The organism is Streptomyces sp. PsTaAH-137 (assembly GCF_003259365.1).
GTDB lineage: Bacteria > Actinomycetota > Actinomycetes > Streptomycetales > Streptomycetaceae > Streptomyces.
In genome coordinates this window covers 171,725-186,040 of the sequence record NZ_QLLY01000012.1, presented here as the reverse complement: position 1 = coordinate 186,040, position 14,316 = coordinate 171,725, and the positions used below count along the sequence as shown (strand labels likewise).

Below are 14,316 nucleotides of genomic sequence, written 5' to 3'. Positions count from 1 at the left end.
GCCGGAATCATCCCGTGCCGCTCCCTGTTGCCTCCAGTGTGGAGACAGCAGTGAACGGCACATCGGACCCCCGATTCGAAGGCATACGCACCGCCTTCGCCGAGAATTTCACGGCCCGCGGTGAGCGCGGAGCCGCCGTCGTCGTGTACGAGCACGGGCACAAGGTCGTCGACCTGTGGGCCGGTCACCGTGATGTCGACGGCGCCGGGCCCGCCTGGGAGCCCGGCACCGCGCAGATCCTGCGCTCCGCCACCAAGGGCGTCGCCGCGGCCGCGCTGCTCCTCCTCCACCAGCGCGGCGCGCTCGACCTGGACGCGCCGGTCGGGACGTACTGGCCCGAGTTCAAGGCGCACGGCAAGGAGGACGCCCGGGTCCGCGACGTGCTCGCGCACCGCGCCGGGGTGCCCGCCCTCGACCGGCCGCTGACCCCCGCCGAGGCCCTCGACCCGGAGCGCGCCGCCGCGGCCGTCGCCGCGCAGGCCCCGTCCTGGACGCCCGGCACCGACCACGGCTACCACGCGCAGACCTACGGCTGGCTCACGGCCGAGCTGGTCCGGCGGGTCACCGGGCGCGACATCGGGTCCTTCGTCGCCGACGAGATCGTCGGACCGGCCGGCGCCGACCTGTGGATCGGGCTGCCGGACGCGCAGGCCCACCGGGCGGGCCGGGTCGGCCCGGTCCAGGCGCCGGTCACCGCGGGCGGGCTGCGGGCGCGGCCCAGCCGCCGGATCGCCGAGGCGTACGGGAACCCGGACTCGCTCACCTGCCGCGCCTTCGGGTCGGTCGACCCGGCCCCGGACGAGAACGATCCGGCGTACCGCGCCGGACAGCTCGCGGGCTCCAACGGCATCGGCACCGCCGACGGACTCGCCCGCTTCTACGCCTCGCTGATCGGCGAAGTGGACGGCGGGCGAAGGCTGTTCACCCCGGAGACGGTCCGGCTCGCCCGCACCGAGGCATCCGCGGGCCCCGACCGGGTCCTCGTCGCACCCTCGCGCTTCGGCCTCGGCTACATGCTGCACGGCGTCGCCTCCCCGCTGCTGTCCCCGCACTCCTTCGGCCATCCGGGCCGCGGCGGCGCCCTCGGCCTCGCCGACCCGGAGTCCGGCATCGCCCTCGGCTATGTGACGAACGGGATGCGCAAGGGCGTCACCGCCGACCCGCGCGCTCAGGCGCTGGTCAAGGCGGTGCGGGAGGCGCCGGTCCGCCACAGCGGGGCGTAGCCGAGCAGCAGGAGCACCGCGCCGAGCGGGATCAGGTCCTTGGTGGTCAGCGGCAGCAGCGAGGCGGCGAAGACCAGGACCGGCGACCACACCGGCACCCGGCGCAGCGCGTACAGGCGCACGGCGAGGATCACCTGGCCGACGAAGAAGAACATCGGTCCGACGGCGTAGAAGGCGAGTTCGGCGCCCGGCAGTGACCCGAAGTTGTCCGACAGGCGGGCCATCTCGGCGTGGTCGGCGGCCATCAGGCCCGTCACGATGTCCACGCCGAACTGCACGGCGAGCGCGAACGCCCCGGCGACGGCGGCCACCAGACCGGCCGTCGCCCAGCGGTCGGAGCGTCCGGCGACCGCGCGCATGGCGACGAAGCCGCGCACGAAGAAGCCGAGCCCGACGAGGAAGCACAGATGCCCGGTGGTCCAGGCGAGCCCGGGGCCCTTGGTGCCGTCCAGGCCGTCGAGGAGTCTGATGACGCCGTACGCGCCGAAGAGGGCGGGGGCGATGAGGTAGGCGCTGCGAGGTGAGGTCATGCGCCGAGTCTGTGCGCGACGCGACCCCAACTCGACCCGGGGAAGCCCTACTTGACCCCGTAGTGCACCCTGAGGGATCTCTCGGGGATGTCCCGGGTAGCGTCCCGGCCATGACACGATTCGAGGGGTACGCGGTCCTGGTCACCGGCGCCGGACGCGGTATCGGCGCCGCCGTCGCCCGGCGGCTCGCCGCGGAGGGCGCGCGCGTCCTCGTCACCGACATCGACGTTCCCGGCGCCCGCGAGACCGCCGCCGCGATCCGCGAACTGGGCGGTACGGCGGCGGAGTTCGGCTGCGACGTGGGCGACAGGGAATCCGTCGGCGCCGCCGTCGCGCACGCCGTCGACACCTTCGGCCGGCTCGACGTCCTGGTGAACAACGCCTACGGCTGCCACGCCGACGCCCCGCTGTTCGAGGACGAGGACGACGAGGGCTGGGCCCGCGACCTCGATCTCAGCCTCACCGGCGCCTACCGGTGCAGCCGCGCCGCCCTCCCGCACCTGGTCGCCTCCGGCCGCGGCGCCATCGTCAACATCGGTTCCGTGAACGGCATCCAGGACTTCGGCAACCACGCCTACAGCGCCGCCAAGGCCGGTCTCGCCTCCCTGACCCGCACCCTCGCCGGGCACGCGGGCCCGCGCGGGGTGCGGGTCAATCTCGTGGCGCCGGGGACGGTCCGCACGCGGGCCTGGACGGACGGCGGGCGCGACCCCGACTCCGTACGGGACCTGTATCCGCTGGGGCGGGTCGGGGAGCCGGAGGACATCGCGGCGGCCGTGGCCTTCCTCGCGTCGCCGGACGCCGCGTGGGTGACCGGCGTGGTGCTGCCGGTCGACGGGGGCCTCACCGCCGTCCACACCGGCTTCAAGGGGACCTCGGGCTGAGGCCCCGGGGAGATCATTCCCGTACGTCGACGAGCGCGGCGCCCGCGTGGGCGATCAGGTCGGCGGGGGCCATCGGGAAGACGGTGTGCGGGGTGCCGGCCGCCGCCCACACGGTGTCGTGGGCGAGCAGTGAGCGGTCGGCGAGCACCCGGGTCCGGTTGACGTGCCCGAAGGGCGGGATGCCGCCGATCGCGTACCCGGTGAACTCGCGCACCACGTCCGCCTTGGCCCGGGTGACCTTGCCCGCGTCCAGCTCGCGCCGGACCAGTTCGACGTCGACGCGGGAGGCGCCGTCCATGAGGACCAGGACCGGCACGCCGTCCGCGGCGAAGATCAGCGACTTGCAGATCTGGCTGAGCTCGCAGCCGATCGCGTCCGCCGCCTCCTGCGCGGTGCGGGCGCCCTCGGGGAAGGAGCGGACGCGCGGCAGGAGCTCGGCGAGCCCCATCGCGGTGACCGCCTCGGCGAAGCGGGGGTGGGCGGTACGGGCGGACTCGGATGCGGTGGAGGACGTCATGGGCGGCACGCTAGTAGTCCGCGCACCGCCCACGCGAGCCGGTACCGGCGGCCGGTGTCAGCCTCCGGCGAGCAGCATCTGCCGGACGACCGGGCCCGCCGAGTCGCCGCCGTGCCCGCCCTCCTGCACCACGGCCGCCGACGCGAGATCGCCGCGGTACGCCGTGAACCAGCCGTTCGGCTGCTTCTGCCCGTCGACCTCCGCCGAGCCGGTCTTCGCGCCCATGTCGGAGCCGAGCCCGGACATCGGCTCGACCGCCGTGCCCGCGACCGCCGTGTAGTGCATCAACTCCCGCAGATCCGCGAGGGTCTTGGCGGACAGCGAGCGCGAGGCCTTCGCAAGGGTGCGGTGGTCGACGTCCGGCGAGACGAGATACGGCTGGTGGAAGGTGCCGTTCTTCACGGTCGCCGCGACCGACGCCATGTTCAGCGGGTTCATCCGCACGCCGCCCTGTCCGATCAGCGAGGCGGCCATCTGCGCCTCCGACTGCACGGGCACCGAGCCGTCGAAGCTGGACACGCCCACCGCCCAGTTGTTCATGCCGAGCCCGAAGACCTGCTGCGCCTGCTTGGTCAGCGAGTCGTCGTCCAGCTTCGGCGCCTGGCTGATGAAGGCCGTGTTGCAGGACCGGGCGAAGCTGGCCTTGAACGTGCCGCCCTTGATCTGGAACTTGTCGTCGTTCTGGAACTTCCAGTGCCCGTACGTGAAGTACTTCGGGCACGGGTGCTCCTTGTCCACGCCCGCGAGGCCCTTCTCCAGGAGCAGCGACGACGTGATGACCTTCATCGTCGAGCCGGGCGCCAGGGAGCCCTGGAAGGCCGTGTTGAAGCCCGGGCTGGAGTTCGCGACGGCGAGGATCTCACCGGTCGACGGCCGGATCACGACCACCGAAGCCCGCTTGCGGGAGGCGACCTGCTTCTCGGCCGCCGCCTGGAGGGTGGGCGACAGCGTGGTCGTGACCTTGCCGGGCGTGCCCTCGGAGAGGGCGAGCAGGGTCTTGTCCGGCAGCGCGTCCTTCTTGGACGACGCCTTGCGCACGACGCGCAGTTCGACGCCGGCCGTGCCGCCCGCGGTCTTGCCGAACTTCTCGCGCAGCCCGTCCACGATCGTGGCGAGCGACGGGTACTTCTTCACGTCCAGCTCGCCGCCGTCGCGGTCCACGGCCTTGACCGGCGGGTCGCCCGCCTCGCCGGTGACCAGCCGGTCGCCGTCCTTCAGCTCCGGGTGCACGACGGACGGCTGCCAGCCGACGAGGACCTTGCCGTCGCTCTTGCGGCGCACGGCCGTGAGCGAGGAGTCGTAGGCGAGGGGCTTGCTCAGCTTCTCGCCCGTGCCGGGCTTGCCCTTGTCGGACGCGCTCGGGTCCCAGGTGACCGTCGACGTCACGTGGAACGGCACCTTCGTGCCCGCCCGTTGCCCCTGCGTCAGCTTCACGTCGGTGAGGTGGGCGTCCTTGGTCAGACCGGTGAGCGCCTTCGCGGCGGCCGTCGCGTCGTCGGTGTACGTGGCCGCCTTCGCCGCGTCGCCCTGCTGCCAGGCGGTGAGGAAGCCGTCGGCCGCCGTGCGCACCTCCTTGGCGGAGGGCGGGCCCGTCTTGATCCTCGGCTTCTCGTCGGCCGACGCCGAGCTGCCGTCGCTTCCGGAGCCTTCCATCAGGGCGTAGGCGCCGACGCCGGCTCCGACGACGGCGACGACCGCGGCGCCGCCGATCACCAGGGCGTTGAAGTTGCGGCGCGCCGCCGGTTCGGGGCGCTTGCCTCTGGTGCCCAACGTTTCCCTCCGGGGGTGTAGCGGACGGTAAGCCTAGCCCCGCCAGGGGCGCGGGGAACTGCGCGGCCAGCCACGGACCAGCCGCACCCGCCGTAGTAGAGAACGCCGCAGACACCGTTGCGGTTTCGTCGTGGTTGCGCGCGCAGTTCCCCGCGCCCCTGGCGGGGCGCCGCTACCCGGCGTTCTTGAGGACGGCCGCGACGATGGGCCCCGCCGCCGTGCCGCCGTGGCCGCCGTTCTCCACCATGGCGGCAGCTGTGGCGACCCCGTCGCGGAAGCCCGTGAACCAGGAGTCGGAGACGGCCTGGCCGTCGCTCTCCGCCGAGCCCGTCTTGGCGCCGATGTACCCGGGCACCCCGGCCATCGCCTGGGTGGCCGTGCCGATCGGCGAGGTCGCCGTGGCGTGCATCATCGCCCGGAGCTGGGTCACGGTCGGGCCCGGAAGGCCCTGCGCGGTGGCCAGTTGGCGGTCGCCGTACTTCGGGGAGACGAGGATCGGCTGGCGGAACGTTCCGGTGATGGCGGTCGCGGTGACGGACGCCATGTTCAGCGGGTTCATCTGCACATTGCCCTGGCCGATCATCCCGGCCGGGTCCTGCGAGTTGCCGTTGACCGGGACGTTGCCGTCGTACGACTGGATGCCGGTCTGCCAGTTCTCGCCGAGCCCGAACCGCTGGGACGCCTCGGCCGCGAACTTGTCGCCGCCCAGCTCGTCGGAGAGCTTGATGAAGGAGGTGTTGCACGAGCGCTGGAAGCTGCTGCTGAGCGTCGCGTTCTTGTCGGGGGCCATGTTCTTGAGGTTGTGGAAGGTCTGGCCGAGCGCCAGCACCGAGTCGTCGCACGGGGCGTTGGAGTTCATCGACGACAGGATGCGGTTGTCGAGCAGCGCCGCGGCGGTGACGATCTTCATCGTGGAGCCCGGCGGCCGCTTGCCCAGGAACGCGGTGTTGAACTGCCCGTACCCGTGGTTGGCGAGCGCGAGGACCTCACCGGTCCGCGGGTGGACGGCCACCACGGCCGCCTTGGGGTACTTCGTCACGGCCTGCTCGGCCGCGGCCTGCGCGCTCGCGCTGATCGTCGTACGGAGCTTGCCGGGCCTGCCCTTGGTGAGGGTCACCAGCGTCTTCGCGGTCGTCGTCGTGCCGTCGGCGGCCGTCCGCTCGATGGACGTCTCCACGCCCGGCGAACCCCCGGCCTCGTCCCCGTACTTGGCGCGCAGCTGGTCCAGGACCGGGCTGAGCGACGGGTACTTCTCGGCGGTCAGCACCGTCCCGTTGCGGTCCACGGCCTCGATGGGGGGCGCGGCCGCCTCCCCGGTGACGAGCTTGTCGCCCTTCTGCAGGTCCGGGTGGAGCACGGACGGCTCCCAGTCGACCAGCGGGCGTCCCGTGGTCTGCCCGCGGACGACCGTCAGCGAGGACGCGTACTCCAGCGTCCGGGTCTTCTTGTCCCAGGCGACCGTGGCCTTCACCTTGAACGGCACCTTGGCACCGGCCGGTTTGCCCGCGGTCAGCACGGTGCGCGTGATGTGTGCCTCGTCGTGCCAGCCTTCCAGCGAGGCCAGCGCGCCGTCGGCGTTGTTGGTGTAGTGCGACGCCTCGGCCGGGTCGTTCTTCGCCCACGCCTTCAGGAACTTCTGCGACGTCTCCTTGATCTCGTCGCCCGTCGGCGGACCCGTCCGCTTGGCGGACGCCCCGCTCAGCGACGACGAGCCGCCGTCCTCCGTGACGGCCGAGATGATGTTGTAGGCCCCGTACCCGGCGCCGCCCACCATCACGGTGAACACCCCACCGACGATGGCGACCTTGACCCCCTTGCGCATGAGCGCTCCCCCTCCCCAGGTTTACGTAGGGGACTCTAGGCACGTCGGGGGCGGCCGGGTCGTGCTGTTCTCCACTTGGTGTCCGAAGGTGTCCGAAGAGTGATCACAAATACGGCCGAAAGCGGTCTGGACCCAAGTGCCCGGACACATCCGTGAACGGGAGGTGCGCCGGTAATCCCGTTGTCCTGCACATGCACCCCTGGCAGGATCACTCGCCGATCACCCTCTTCACGCCCGAAAGGCGACTGAATGACCTTGCTGAGCAGCTCTGCTCCTCGTTTTTCCTCCGTGCCGGGCCCCGGTACGGAACTGGACGCCGTCCTGGCCCTGTCCTCCTCCGAGCCCGTGTGGAGGCTGTCCGCCGACGCGTACCGGGAGGAGGCCGCCCAGCGGCAGTACCGCCCGGAGTGGACCTGGGCCGCCCGGGACCGGGACGGCCGGGTGCTGGCCCGCGCCCTGTGGTGGGGGCAGAGCGACAGCGCGCACCCGCTCGCGCTGGACTGTCTCGCGGTGGCCGACGAGGTGCCGCCCGCCGAGCGGGCCGAACTGGCCGCGGCGCTGCTCGAAGCCGGACACCGGTCCTTCCGCGAGACGGGCGCCGAGGCCCCGCCGCTCTACAACCTCCTCCGCCTGCCCGGCTCGTGGCGCGACGACCCCGCTTTCGTCCCCGCCGTGGCCTGGCGCCAGGAGGCGGCCCGCCGCGCGGGCCTGAGCGTCGAGGTGGAGCGGCTCCAGTTCGAGTGGACGCCCGAGGAGCGGCTGCCCGCCGCGCCAGAGCGGCTCGTGTTCTCCCCGGAGCCGGACGACGAGGTGTTCCTCGACGCGATGATGCGGGTCGCCGAGGGCTCGCTCGACGCGCACACCGTGGAGAGCGAGGCGGCAACCGGCCGGGAGGCCACCGCCCGCGAGAGCCTGGAGTTCTATCTCGACCGGCCCGGCAAGCGCGAGTGGTGGCGCCTCGCGCACACCCCGGACGGCGCCCTGGCCGGCCTGGCGATCCCCTCGGCCACCCCGTACCACCGCAACGTCGGCTACCTCGGCGTCGTCCCGGAACTGCGCGGCCGCGGCTACGTGTCGGAGATCCTCGCCGCCATCACCCGCTTCCAGGGCGAGGACGGCGCGGACCGCGTGACGGCCACGACCGACCTCGGCAACCGCCCGATGGCCCAGGCGTTCACCCGCGCCGGGTTCCGGAACACGGAGACGCGGATCAACTTCTCGGCTCCGGTGTAGCGCTCCCTCCGCGGGCCTCGATCAGCGCGTCCACGATGCCGAGCGCCAAGGCGTCGGCGTCCTCCCGGTAGCAGCCGATCCGCTGGTGGAAGGGCTCCTGGCAGAAGTGCCGACCGTGGGCCAGGAACATGGTCGCGACGCTGGTCAGGGCACTGTGCAGGGTGTGCAGCTCGGGGGCCGAGAACGGGATGTCCCGCGACCGGCCCCCGTCGTCCGCGAGCCGGTCGACGAGGGCGTCCACCGTCGCGCGGTCCGCGCCCACCTGGAGCATGAGGACCGCGTCGCCGAACTCCCTGGTACGCAGCAGCACCAGCGACTCGCGCAGCGCACTCGCCTGTGACGGCGCGAGACGCGCGACGAACGTGCCGCCTCCCTCGTCCGGGGTGAGCCTGATCCGGGTCCTCATGCGTACGGCTCCGCTCTCAGACCCACGTATCCAGCCACATCCGCGACCGCCACGAGTCGATCGGGATCGCCGTGCCGGTGTAGATCGGCCAGAAATAGACGAAGTTCCACACGATCAGCAGGACGAGCACGCCCGCGCTCGCCGCCCCGACCATGCGGCGGCGTTCGGTCGAGCCCGGCCTGCCGATGATGCCGCCGAGCATCGTCGCGAGGGCCAGGCAGAGGAACGGGGCGAAGACGACCGCGTAGAAGTAGAAGATCGTCCGCTCCTGGTACTTGAACCAGGGGAGGTGGCCCGCGGCGATGGCGCACACGATCGCGCCCGCCCGCCAGTCGCGCTTGAACACCCAGCGCCACAGCACGTAGAGCACCGCGAAGCAGGCCGCCCACCACAGCAGCGGGGTGCCGAGGGCGAGGACCTCGCGGGCGCACTTCTCCGTCGCGTCCGCCGGGCAGCCGTCCTGGCCCGCCGCCGGGGACTCGTAGAAGTACGAGACCGGACGGCCGTCGACCATCCAGCTCCACGGGTTGGACTGGTAGGTGTGCGCGGAGGTGAGGTGGGTGTTGAAGTTCCAGACCTCGTGCTCGTAGTGCCACAGGCTGCGCACCCAGTCGGGCAGCCAGGCGAAGTGGCCGCCCTTGCCCGCGGTCACCGCCCAGTTGCGGAAGTAGCCGCCGGTGCCGTCGTCGGGGGAGAGGATCCAGCCGAGCCAGGACAGCAGATACGTGGCGACCGCGACCGGGACCGTGACCAGGAACGCCGGGAACACGTCGTGCTTCAGCACGGCGAGGTAGGGGCGTTCGGCACCGGCGACCCGGCGCGTGCCGACGTCCCACAGCACCGTCATGACGGCGAAGAAGGCCACGTAGATGAAGCCGTTCCACTTCGTGCCGCAGGCCAGGCCCAGGCAGAGCCCGGCGAGCAGCCGCCACGGACGCCACCCGAGGCGGAGCGTGGCGGCGATGCGCGCGTCGGGGCGGACCAGCCCGTACTCGTCCACCGGCAGCGCGGCCGCCATCCGTTCCCGGGTCCGGTCCCGGTCGACGATCAGGCAGCCGAACGCGGCGAGCACGAAGAACACGAGGACCGAGTCGAGCAGCGCGGTGCGGCTCATCACGAACGCGAGCCCGTCCACCATGAGCAGCACCCCGGCGAGGCAGCCCAGGAACGTCGAGCGGAACAGGCGGCGGCCGATCCGGCACACCATCAGCACGCACAGCGTGCCGAGCAGCGCCGTCATGAACCGCCAGCCGAACGGATTGAAGCCGAACAGCCACTCACCGATCCCGATGACGTACTTGCCCACCGGCGGATGCACGACGTACGAGGCGTCGGTCGGAATCGGGATGTCGCCGTTGTTCTTCAGGATCAGGTCATTGGCGTCCTTCGGCCAATTCACCTCGAACCCGCGGTGGATGAGCGCCCACGCGTCCTTCGCGTAATACGTCTCGTCGAATATCACGGCCTTCGGGCTGCCGAGATTCCAGAACCGCAGCAGCCCCGCGACGAGCGTGACGAGCAGCGGCCCGCCCCAGCCCACGATCCGGGACAACTGGCCCGCGGTGAACCGGCTGAACCCGAACGACGCCCACAGCCGCGACGACGGCGCGGGGTACGACGGCACGAGGCGCTCGCGGACGTCACCGTCTCTGACCTCGGCGCCCCCTTCCGCCTCCGGGCCGCGGTAGCCGAACCTGCGCAGACCACGCAGCCACGCCGAGGGCTGCCGGGCTGCCGGTGGGGCCTGGTCCGGCGGGGGACTGGTCGCGTTCGCCTTGGCCGACGACGAGGTACTGGTCACCGCGCCATCGTAGGGAACGGCGCTGTGCGAGTCCCGTGAGAGGGCATGGCCGAGTCGGCCAAGCCGTGTCCCTGCGAGGATGGAGCCGTGACAGGAACAGCAGATTCAGCCGGAACGCCCGCCGAGCCCGGCGCCGGGACGCTCGTGCTCGCCGGTACGCCCATCGGGGCCGTCTCGGACGCCCCGCCGCGGCTCGCCCAGGAGCTGGCCGTCGCCGATGTCGTCGCCGCCGAGGACACCCGCCGCCTGAAGCGGCTCGCCCAGGCGCTCGGGGCGCAGGTCGGCGGGCGCGTCGTGTCGTACTTCGAGGGCAACGAGAGCGCGCGCACGCCCGAGCTGGTCGAGGCGCTGGCCGGCGGCGCGCGGGTGCTGCTCGTGACCGACGCGGGGATGCCGTCGGTGTCCGACCCGGGCTACCGCCTGGTCGCGGCGGCCGTGGAGCGCGACATCCGGGTCACCGCCGTCCCCGGCCCCTCCGCGGTGCTCACCGCCCTCGCCCTGTCCGGGCTGCCCGTCGACCGGTTCTGCTTCGAGGGCTTCCTGCCGCGCAAGGCCGGAGAGCGCCTGTCGCGCCTCAAAGAAGTGGCCGAAGAACGACGCACCCTCGTGTACTTCGAGGCCCCGCACCGCCTGGACGACACCCTCGCCGCGATGGCCGAGGCGTTCGGCGGCGACCGCAGGGCGGCCGTCTGCCGGGAGCTGACCAAGACCTACGAGGAGATCAAGCGCGGCTCCCTGAAGGACCTCGCGGAGTGGGCCGCCGACGGCGTGCGCGGCGAGATCACCGTCGTCGTCGAGGGCGCCCCGGAGAAGTCCGCCGCCGACCTCACCCCCGATGAGCTGGTACGCAGGGTGCGGGTGCGCGAGGAGGCGGGGGAGCGGCGCAAGGAGGCCATCGCGGCGGTCGCGGCCGACGCCGGGCTACCCAAGAGGGTCGTTTTCGATGCCGTCGTCGCGGCAAAGAATGCCGATCGAACCACCCCATAGGGGCGTAAAGGACTAGCCTGGAAAGCAAAGCGAAGACCGGGTTGCAGGCCCCGTACGGCAGGGAAATGCCAAATCGGCTCCAACAGTCGACAGGTCTTTTGCGCTCGGCCCGGCGGAGGCGTCCACTGGTTGAAGGGACGCACCCGTCCCCACGCTGCCTCCGGGCAGCGCTTGTCCAGCGGACAAGAGGAGCTGGCATGAGCGAGTTCGCGGCCTCCAAGACGGCCACCGGTACCACGGCCACCGGTTCAACGGCCACCAGTACACCCGCGCACCCGGTGACGAACCGTGGCGCGGCGATATCCGTCGTTCACGAGGCGTACGCGTTCGCCTGCATGCGGTGCGGACACGGCTGGGAGCAGTCGTACGAGATCGAGCACCACATCGACGGCGAGGGTGCGGAGTTCGTGATGTACGTGGCGAACGGCGAGCGGGTGCCGTCGCCCCTGAGCAGCCCCACCTGCCTGAACTGCGGCGGTCACGTCGTACGGATCATGCGGTCCGGCCGCGTCAGTTCCGTGCACGACGTGATGCAGCGCCGGCACGGCGCACCGCCCGCCGGGCCCGTCGAAGTCCCCGAGCCGGCCGCCGAGCCCGAGCCCGGCGCCCACCACCACTGGCATCTGTCCGACCTCCTGCACCCCTTCAGCCACCACCGCAAGGACGGCCCGAAGGCTTCCTAGCCGGGGCTTCGTAGGATCGGGGTCATGAGCCCCGATCGTGCCAAGGACGTCACCCCGCCACCGCTGCCCGCACCGCTCACGGTCGAGGTCGCCGACTCCCACACCCACCTGGACATGCAGGCGGGCACCGTGGAGGAGGCCCTCGCCAAGGCGGCCTCGGTGGGGGTGACGACCGTGGTGCAGGTCGGCTGCGACCTCGCCGGATCCCGCTGGGCCGCCTCCGTGGCCGAGGAGCACGCGGCCGTGCACGCCACCGTCGCCCTGCACCCCAACGAGGCGCCCCGCATCGTCCACGGCGACCCCGACGGCTGGTCCCGCCAGGGCGCCCGCACCCCGCTCGGCGACGCTGGACTCGACGAGGCGCTCGCCGAGATCGACAGGCTCGCCGCGCTCCCGCAGGTCAAGGGCGTCGGCGAGACCGGCCTCGACTACTTCCGTACGGGACCGGAGGGCAAGGCCGCCCAGGAGAGGTCCTTCCGCGCCCACATCGAGATCGCCAAGCGCCACGGCAAGGCCCTGGTCATCCACGATCGCGAGGCCCACGAGGATGTGCTGCGCGTCCTGAAGGAGGAGGGCGCCCCCGAGCGCACCGTCTTCCACTGCTACTCCGGCGACGCCGACATGGCCCAAGTCTGCGCGGAGAACGGCTACTTCATGTCGTTCGCGGGCAACATGACGTTCAAGAACGCGCAGCCGCTGCGCGACGCGCTCGCCGTCGTCCCGGCCGAACTGGTCCTCGTGGAGACCGACGCGCCGTTCCTGACCCCGGCGCCGTACCGCGGTCGGCCTAACGCCCCTTATCTCATTCCGGTCACGCTGCGGGCCATGGCCGAGGTCAAGGGCCTCACCGAGGAAGCCCTCGCGACGTCGGTCTCCGCCAATACGGCCCGCGCCTTCGGTTACTGACCCATAACGATCGGACCCGCTCACCTTCGGGCAGAATCGCGACACTGCGTAGTCGCGCTGCTTTGGAGAGTGACGGTTGCTCCGCTAGGTTCTGCTGGCCCGATCCGCCCTCACCGGGGCCGGACCCTTGGAGCGCCTGGAGCCTCGTCGTGAGCACATCGCCGTACGAGACGACGTATCAGCCGTCGTACGAGCCCGAGTCGTATCCGTCCTACGAGCCCTACGAGTCCTACGAGCCGGGGTACGCCGACACGTACCGGCCCGCTTACGAGGACGCGGCGCCGCCGGCCGCTCCGGTCGGCGCCGCCACCGACGAGCCGCTGGTGCCGCGCCAGTCCGCGCGGGACGGCGGACGGGACGGCGGGCGGGCCGCCGCGCGCCGCGCCGCCCGCCGCAAGAAGAGCGACCCGCGGCCCGACGGGCTGCGCAGGCTGCTGCCGCAGGCCCTCGTCGTCGCGTTCCTCGCGGGCGGCACCTCGGCGTTCGTCGCCAACGACAAGGCCATCGAGCTGACCGTCGACGGCAAGGAACGCACCCTGCACACCTTCGCCGACGACGTCACCGAACTCCTCGCCGACGAGGGCGTCGCGGTCGGCGCCCACGACCTCGTCGCCCCCGCCGAGGGCACCGCCCTGGCCAGCGGCGACCAGGTCACCGTGCACTACGGCCGCCCCGTGCAGCTGACCCTCGACGGGCAGCGCCGCAAGGTGTGGACGACCGCCCACACCGTCGACGGGGCGCTGCGGCAGCTCGGGGTGCGGGCCGAGGGCGCGTACGTCTCGACCTCCCGCTCCCAGAGCATCGGGCGGCACGGGCTCGATCTCGCCGTACGCACCGAGCGCGGCGTCACCGTCATGGCCGACGGCAAGCGGCGCACCATCCGCACCAACGCGGCCACCGTGGGCGAGGCCGTCAGCGAGGCCGGGATCACGCTGCGCGGCCAGGACACCACCTCCGTACCGGCGTCCAGCTTCCCGCGCGACGGGATGACGGTCACCGTGATGCGGGTGACCGGCACCAAGGAGACCCGCGAGGAGTCGATCCCGTTCGCCGTCGAGCGGACCCGGGATCCGTCGCTGTTCCTCGGCACCGAGGTCGTCGAGGACGCGGGGGAGGCCGGGGTGAAGCGGGTGACGTACGAGCTGCGCACCGTCAACGGGGTCAGGCAGAAGCCTCGGCGCACCAGGTCCGAGGTGGTGCGGGAGCCGCGGTCCCGGGTGGTCAAGGTGGGCACCAAGCCGTTGCCGTCGTCCGTGGCCGGGGCCGATTCCCTGAACTGGTCCGGGCTCGCCGCCTGCGAGTCGGGCGGGCGGCCCGGCGCGCTCGATTCGACCGGTACCTACGGCGGCCTGTACCAGTTCGACACCCAGACCTGGCAGAGCCTCGGCGGCTCCGGCCGCCCGCAGGACGCCCCGGCCGCCGAACAGACCTACCGCGCGAAGAAGCTGTACGTCCGCCGCGGGGCCAGTCCCTGGCCGCACTGTGGGCCCAGATTGCACGGGTAGACCTTCGACCGCCCGGTGGCCGCTTCTCGCGCAGTTCCCCGCGCCCCTG

Annotated in this window: 13 protein-coding genes; 7 read left to right on the top strand and 6 right to left on the bottom strand. The window is 72.2% G+C overall.

The annotated features are described in order from the left end of the window. Positions 1–50 precede the first annotated feature (50 nt). Positions 51–1,223 (top strand): serine hydrolase domain-containing protein, encoded by a 1,173-nt coding sequence (locus tag K377_RS26275; RefSeq protein ID WP_111665984.1) that lies wholly within the window; start codon positions 51–53, stop codon positions 1,221–1,223. On the opposite strand, the gene K377_RS26270 is transcribed toward K377_RS26275, so the two are convergent. Beyond that, entirely contained in the window at positions 1,169–1,753 is a 585-nt protein-coding gene (locus tag K377_RS26270; RefSeq protein WP_111665983.1) for a hypothetical protein, read from the bottom strand. The two genes, K377_RS26275 and K377_RS26270, sit on opposite strands and share 55 nt — an antisense overlap. Before the next feature lie 110 nt (positions 1,754–1,863). Between K377_RS26270 and K377_RS26265 the strand changes: the two genes are divergently transcribed. Further along, positions 1,864–2,637, top strand: a complete 774-nt coding sequence (locus K377_RS26265) for an SDR family NAD(P)-dependent oxidoreductase (protein ID WP_111665982.1) — start codon at positions 1,864–1,866, stop codon at positions 2,635–2,637. Positions 2,638–2,650: 13 nt separating this feature from the next. On the opposite strand, the gene K377_RS26260 is transcribed toward K377_RS26265, so the two are convergent. The 3 genes from K377_RS26260 to K377_RS26250 form a co-directional block, all read right to left on the bottom strand. After that, positions 2,651–3,154 carry a YbaK/EbsC family protein gene (locus tag K377_RS26260; RefSeq protein ID WP_111665981.1) on the bottom strand — a complete coding sequence of 168 codons (504 nt, stop codon included), beginning with the start codon at positions 3,152–3,154 and terminating at the stop codon, positions 2,651–2,653. A gap of 57 nt (positions 3,155–3,211) precedes the next feature. Continuing rightward, positions 3,212–4,924 (bottom strand): penicillin-binding transpeptidase domain-containing protein, encoded by a 1,713-nt coding sequence (locus K377_RS26255; protein ID WP_375605957.1) that lies wholly within the window; start codon positions 4,922–4,924, stop codon positions 3,212–3,214. Positions 4,925–5,096: 172 nt separating this feature from the next. Beyond that, positions 5,097–6,746, bottom strand: a complete 1,650-nt coding sequence (locus tag K377_RS26250; RefSeq protein WP_111665980.1) for a penicillin-binding transpeptidase domain-containing protein — start codon at positions 6,744–6,746, stop codon at positions 5,097–5,099. Positions 6,747–6,995: 249 nt separating this feature from the next. Here K377_RS26250 and K377_RS26245 point away from each other — a divergent pair, with 249 nt between their 5' ends. After that, positions 6,996–7,979 carry a GNAT family N-acetyltransferase gene (locus K377_RS26245; protein WP_111665979.1) on the top strand — a complete coding sequence of 328 codons (984 nt, stop codon included), beginning with the start codon at positions 6,996–6,998 and terminating at the stop codon, positions 7,977–7,979. Here K377_RS26245 and K377_RS26240 read toward each other — a convergent pair. Both K377_RS26240 and K377_RS26235 read right to left on the bottom strand, forming a co-directional pair. Then, complete coding sequence (locus K377_RS26240; protein WP_111665978.1) at positions 7,957–8,385, bottom strand: hypothetical protein; 429 nt, start codon at positions 8,383–8,385, stop codon at positions 7,957–7,959. The genes K377_RS26245 and K377_RS26240 overlap by 23 nt on opposite strands. 16 nt (positions 8,386–8,401) lie before the next feature. After that, on the bottom strand, positions 8,402–10,186 hold the full coding sequence (locus K377_RS26235; protein ID WP_111665977.1) for a dolichyl-phosphate-mannose--protein mannosyltransferase: 1,785 nt from the start codon (positions 10,184–10,186) through the stop codon (positions 8,402–8,404). An 87-nt stretch (positions 10,187–10,273) separates the two neighbouring features. Between K377_RS26235 and rsmI the strand changes: the two genes are divergently transcribed. The 4 genes from rsmI to K377_RS26215 all read left to right on the top strand — a co-directional run bounded on the left by rsmI (position 10,274) and on the right by K377_RS26215 (position 14,267). Next, positions 10,274–11,173: a 16S rRNA (cytidine(1402)-2'-O)-methyltransferase gene (rsmI, locus tag K377_RS26230; protein WP_111665976.1), complete on the top strand. Its 900-nt coding sequence runs from the start codon at positions 10,274–10,276 to the stop codon at positions 11,171–11,173. A gap of 197 nt (positions 11,174–11,370) precedes the next feature. Beyond that, positions 11,371–11,856: a hypothetical protein gene (locus tag K377_RS26225; protein ID WP_202455414.1), complete on the top strand. Its 486-nt coding sequence runs from the start codon at positions 11,371–11,373 to the stop codon at positions 11,854–11,856. A gap of 24 nt (positions 11,857–11,880) precedes the next feature. Then, positions 11,881–12,762: a TatD family hydrolase gene (locus K377_RS26220; RefSeq protein ID WP_111665975.1), complete on the top strand. Its 882-nt coding sequence runs from the start codon at positions 11,881–11,883 to the stop codon at positions 12,760–12,762. A 149-nt stretch (positions 12,763–12,911) separates the two neighbouring features. Further along, positions 12,912–14,267 carry a resuscitation-promoting factor gene (locus tag K377_RS26215; protein ID WP_111665974.1) on the top strand — a complete coding sequence of 452 codons (1,356 nt, stop codon included), beginning with the start codon at positions 12,912–12,914 and terminating at the stop codon, positions 14,265–14,267. The last annotated feature ends 49 nt before the right edge of the window (positions 14,268–14,316 follow it).

Excerpts from the sequence above, each read along its gene's own strand:
- K377_RS26270 (WP_111665983.1), bottom strand. The coding sequence starts at position 1,753 with ATGACCTCACCTCGCAGCGCCTACCTCATCGCCCCCGCCCTCTTCGGC.
- K377_RS26265 (WP_111665982.1), top strand. The coding sequence starts at position 1,864 with ATGACACGATTCGAGGGGTACGCGGTCCTGGTCACCGGCGCCGGACGC.
- K377_RS26260 (WP_111665981.1), bottom strand. The coding sequence starts at position 3,154 with ATGACGTCCTCCACCGCATCCGAGTCCGCCCGTACCGCCCACCCCCGC.
- K377_RS26250 (WP_111665980.1), bottom strand. The coding sequence starts at position 6,746 with ATGCGCAAGGGGGTCAAGGTCGCCATCGTCGGTGGGGTGTTCACCGTG.
- K377_RS26245 (WP_111665979.1), top strand. The coding sequence starts at position 6,996 with ATGACCTTGCTGAGCAGCTCTGCTCCTCGTTTTTCCTCCGTGCCGGGC.
- K377_RS26240 (WP_111665978.1), bottom strand. The coding sequence starts at position 8,385 with ATGAGGACCCGGATCAGGCTCACCCCGGACGAGGGAGGCGGCACGTTC.
- K377_RS26225 (WP_202455414.1), top strand. The coding sequence starts at position 11,371 with ATGAGCGAGTTCGCGGCCTCCAAGACGGCCACCGGTACCACGGCCACC.
- K377_RS26220 (WP_111665975.1), top strand. The coding sequence starts at position 11,881 with ATGAGCCCCGATCGTGCCAAGGACGTCACCCCGCCACCGCTGCCCGCA.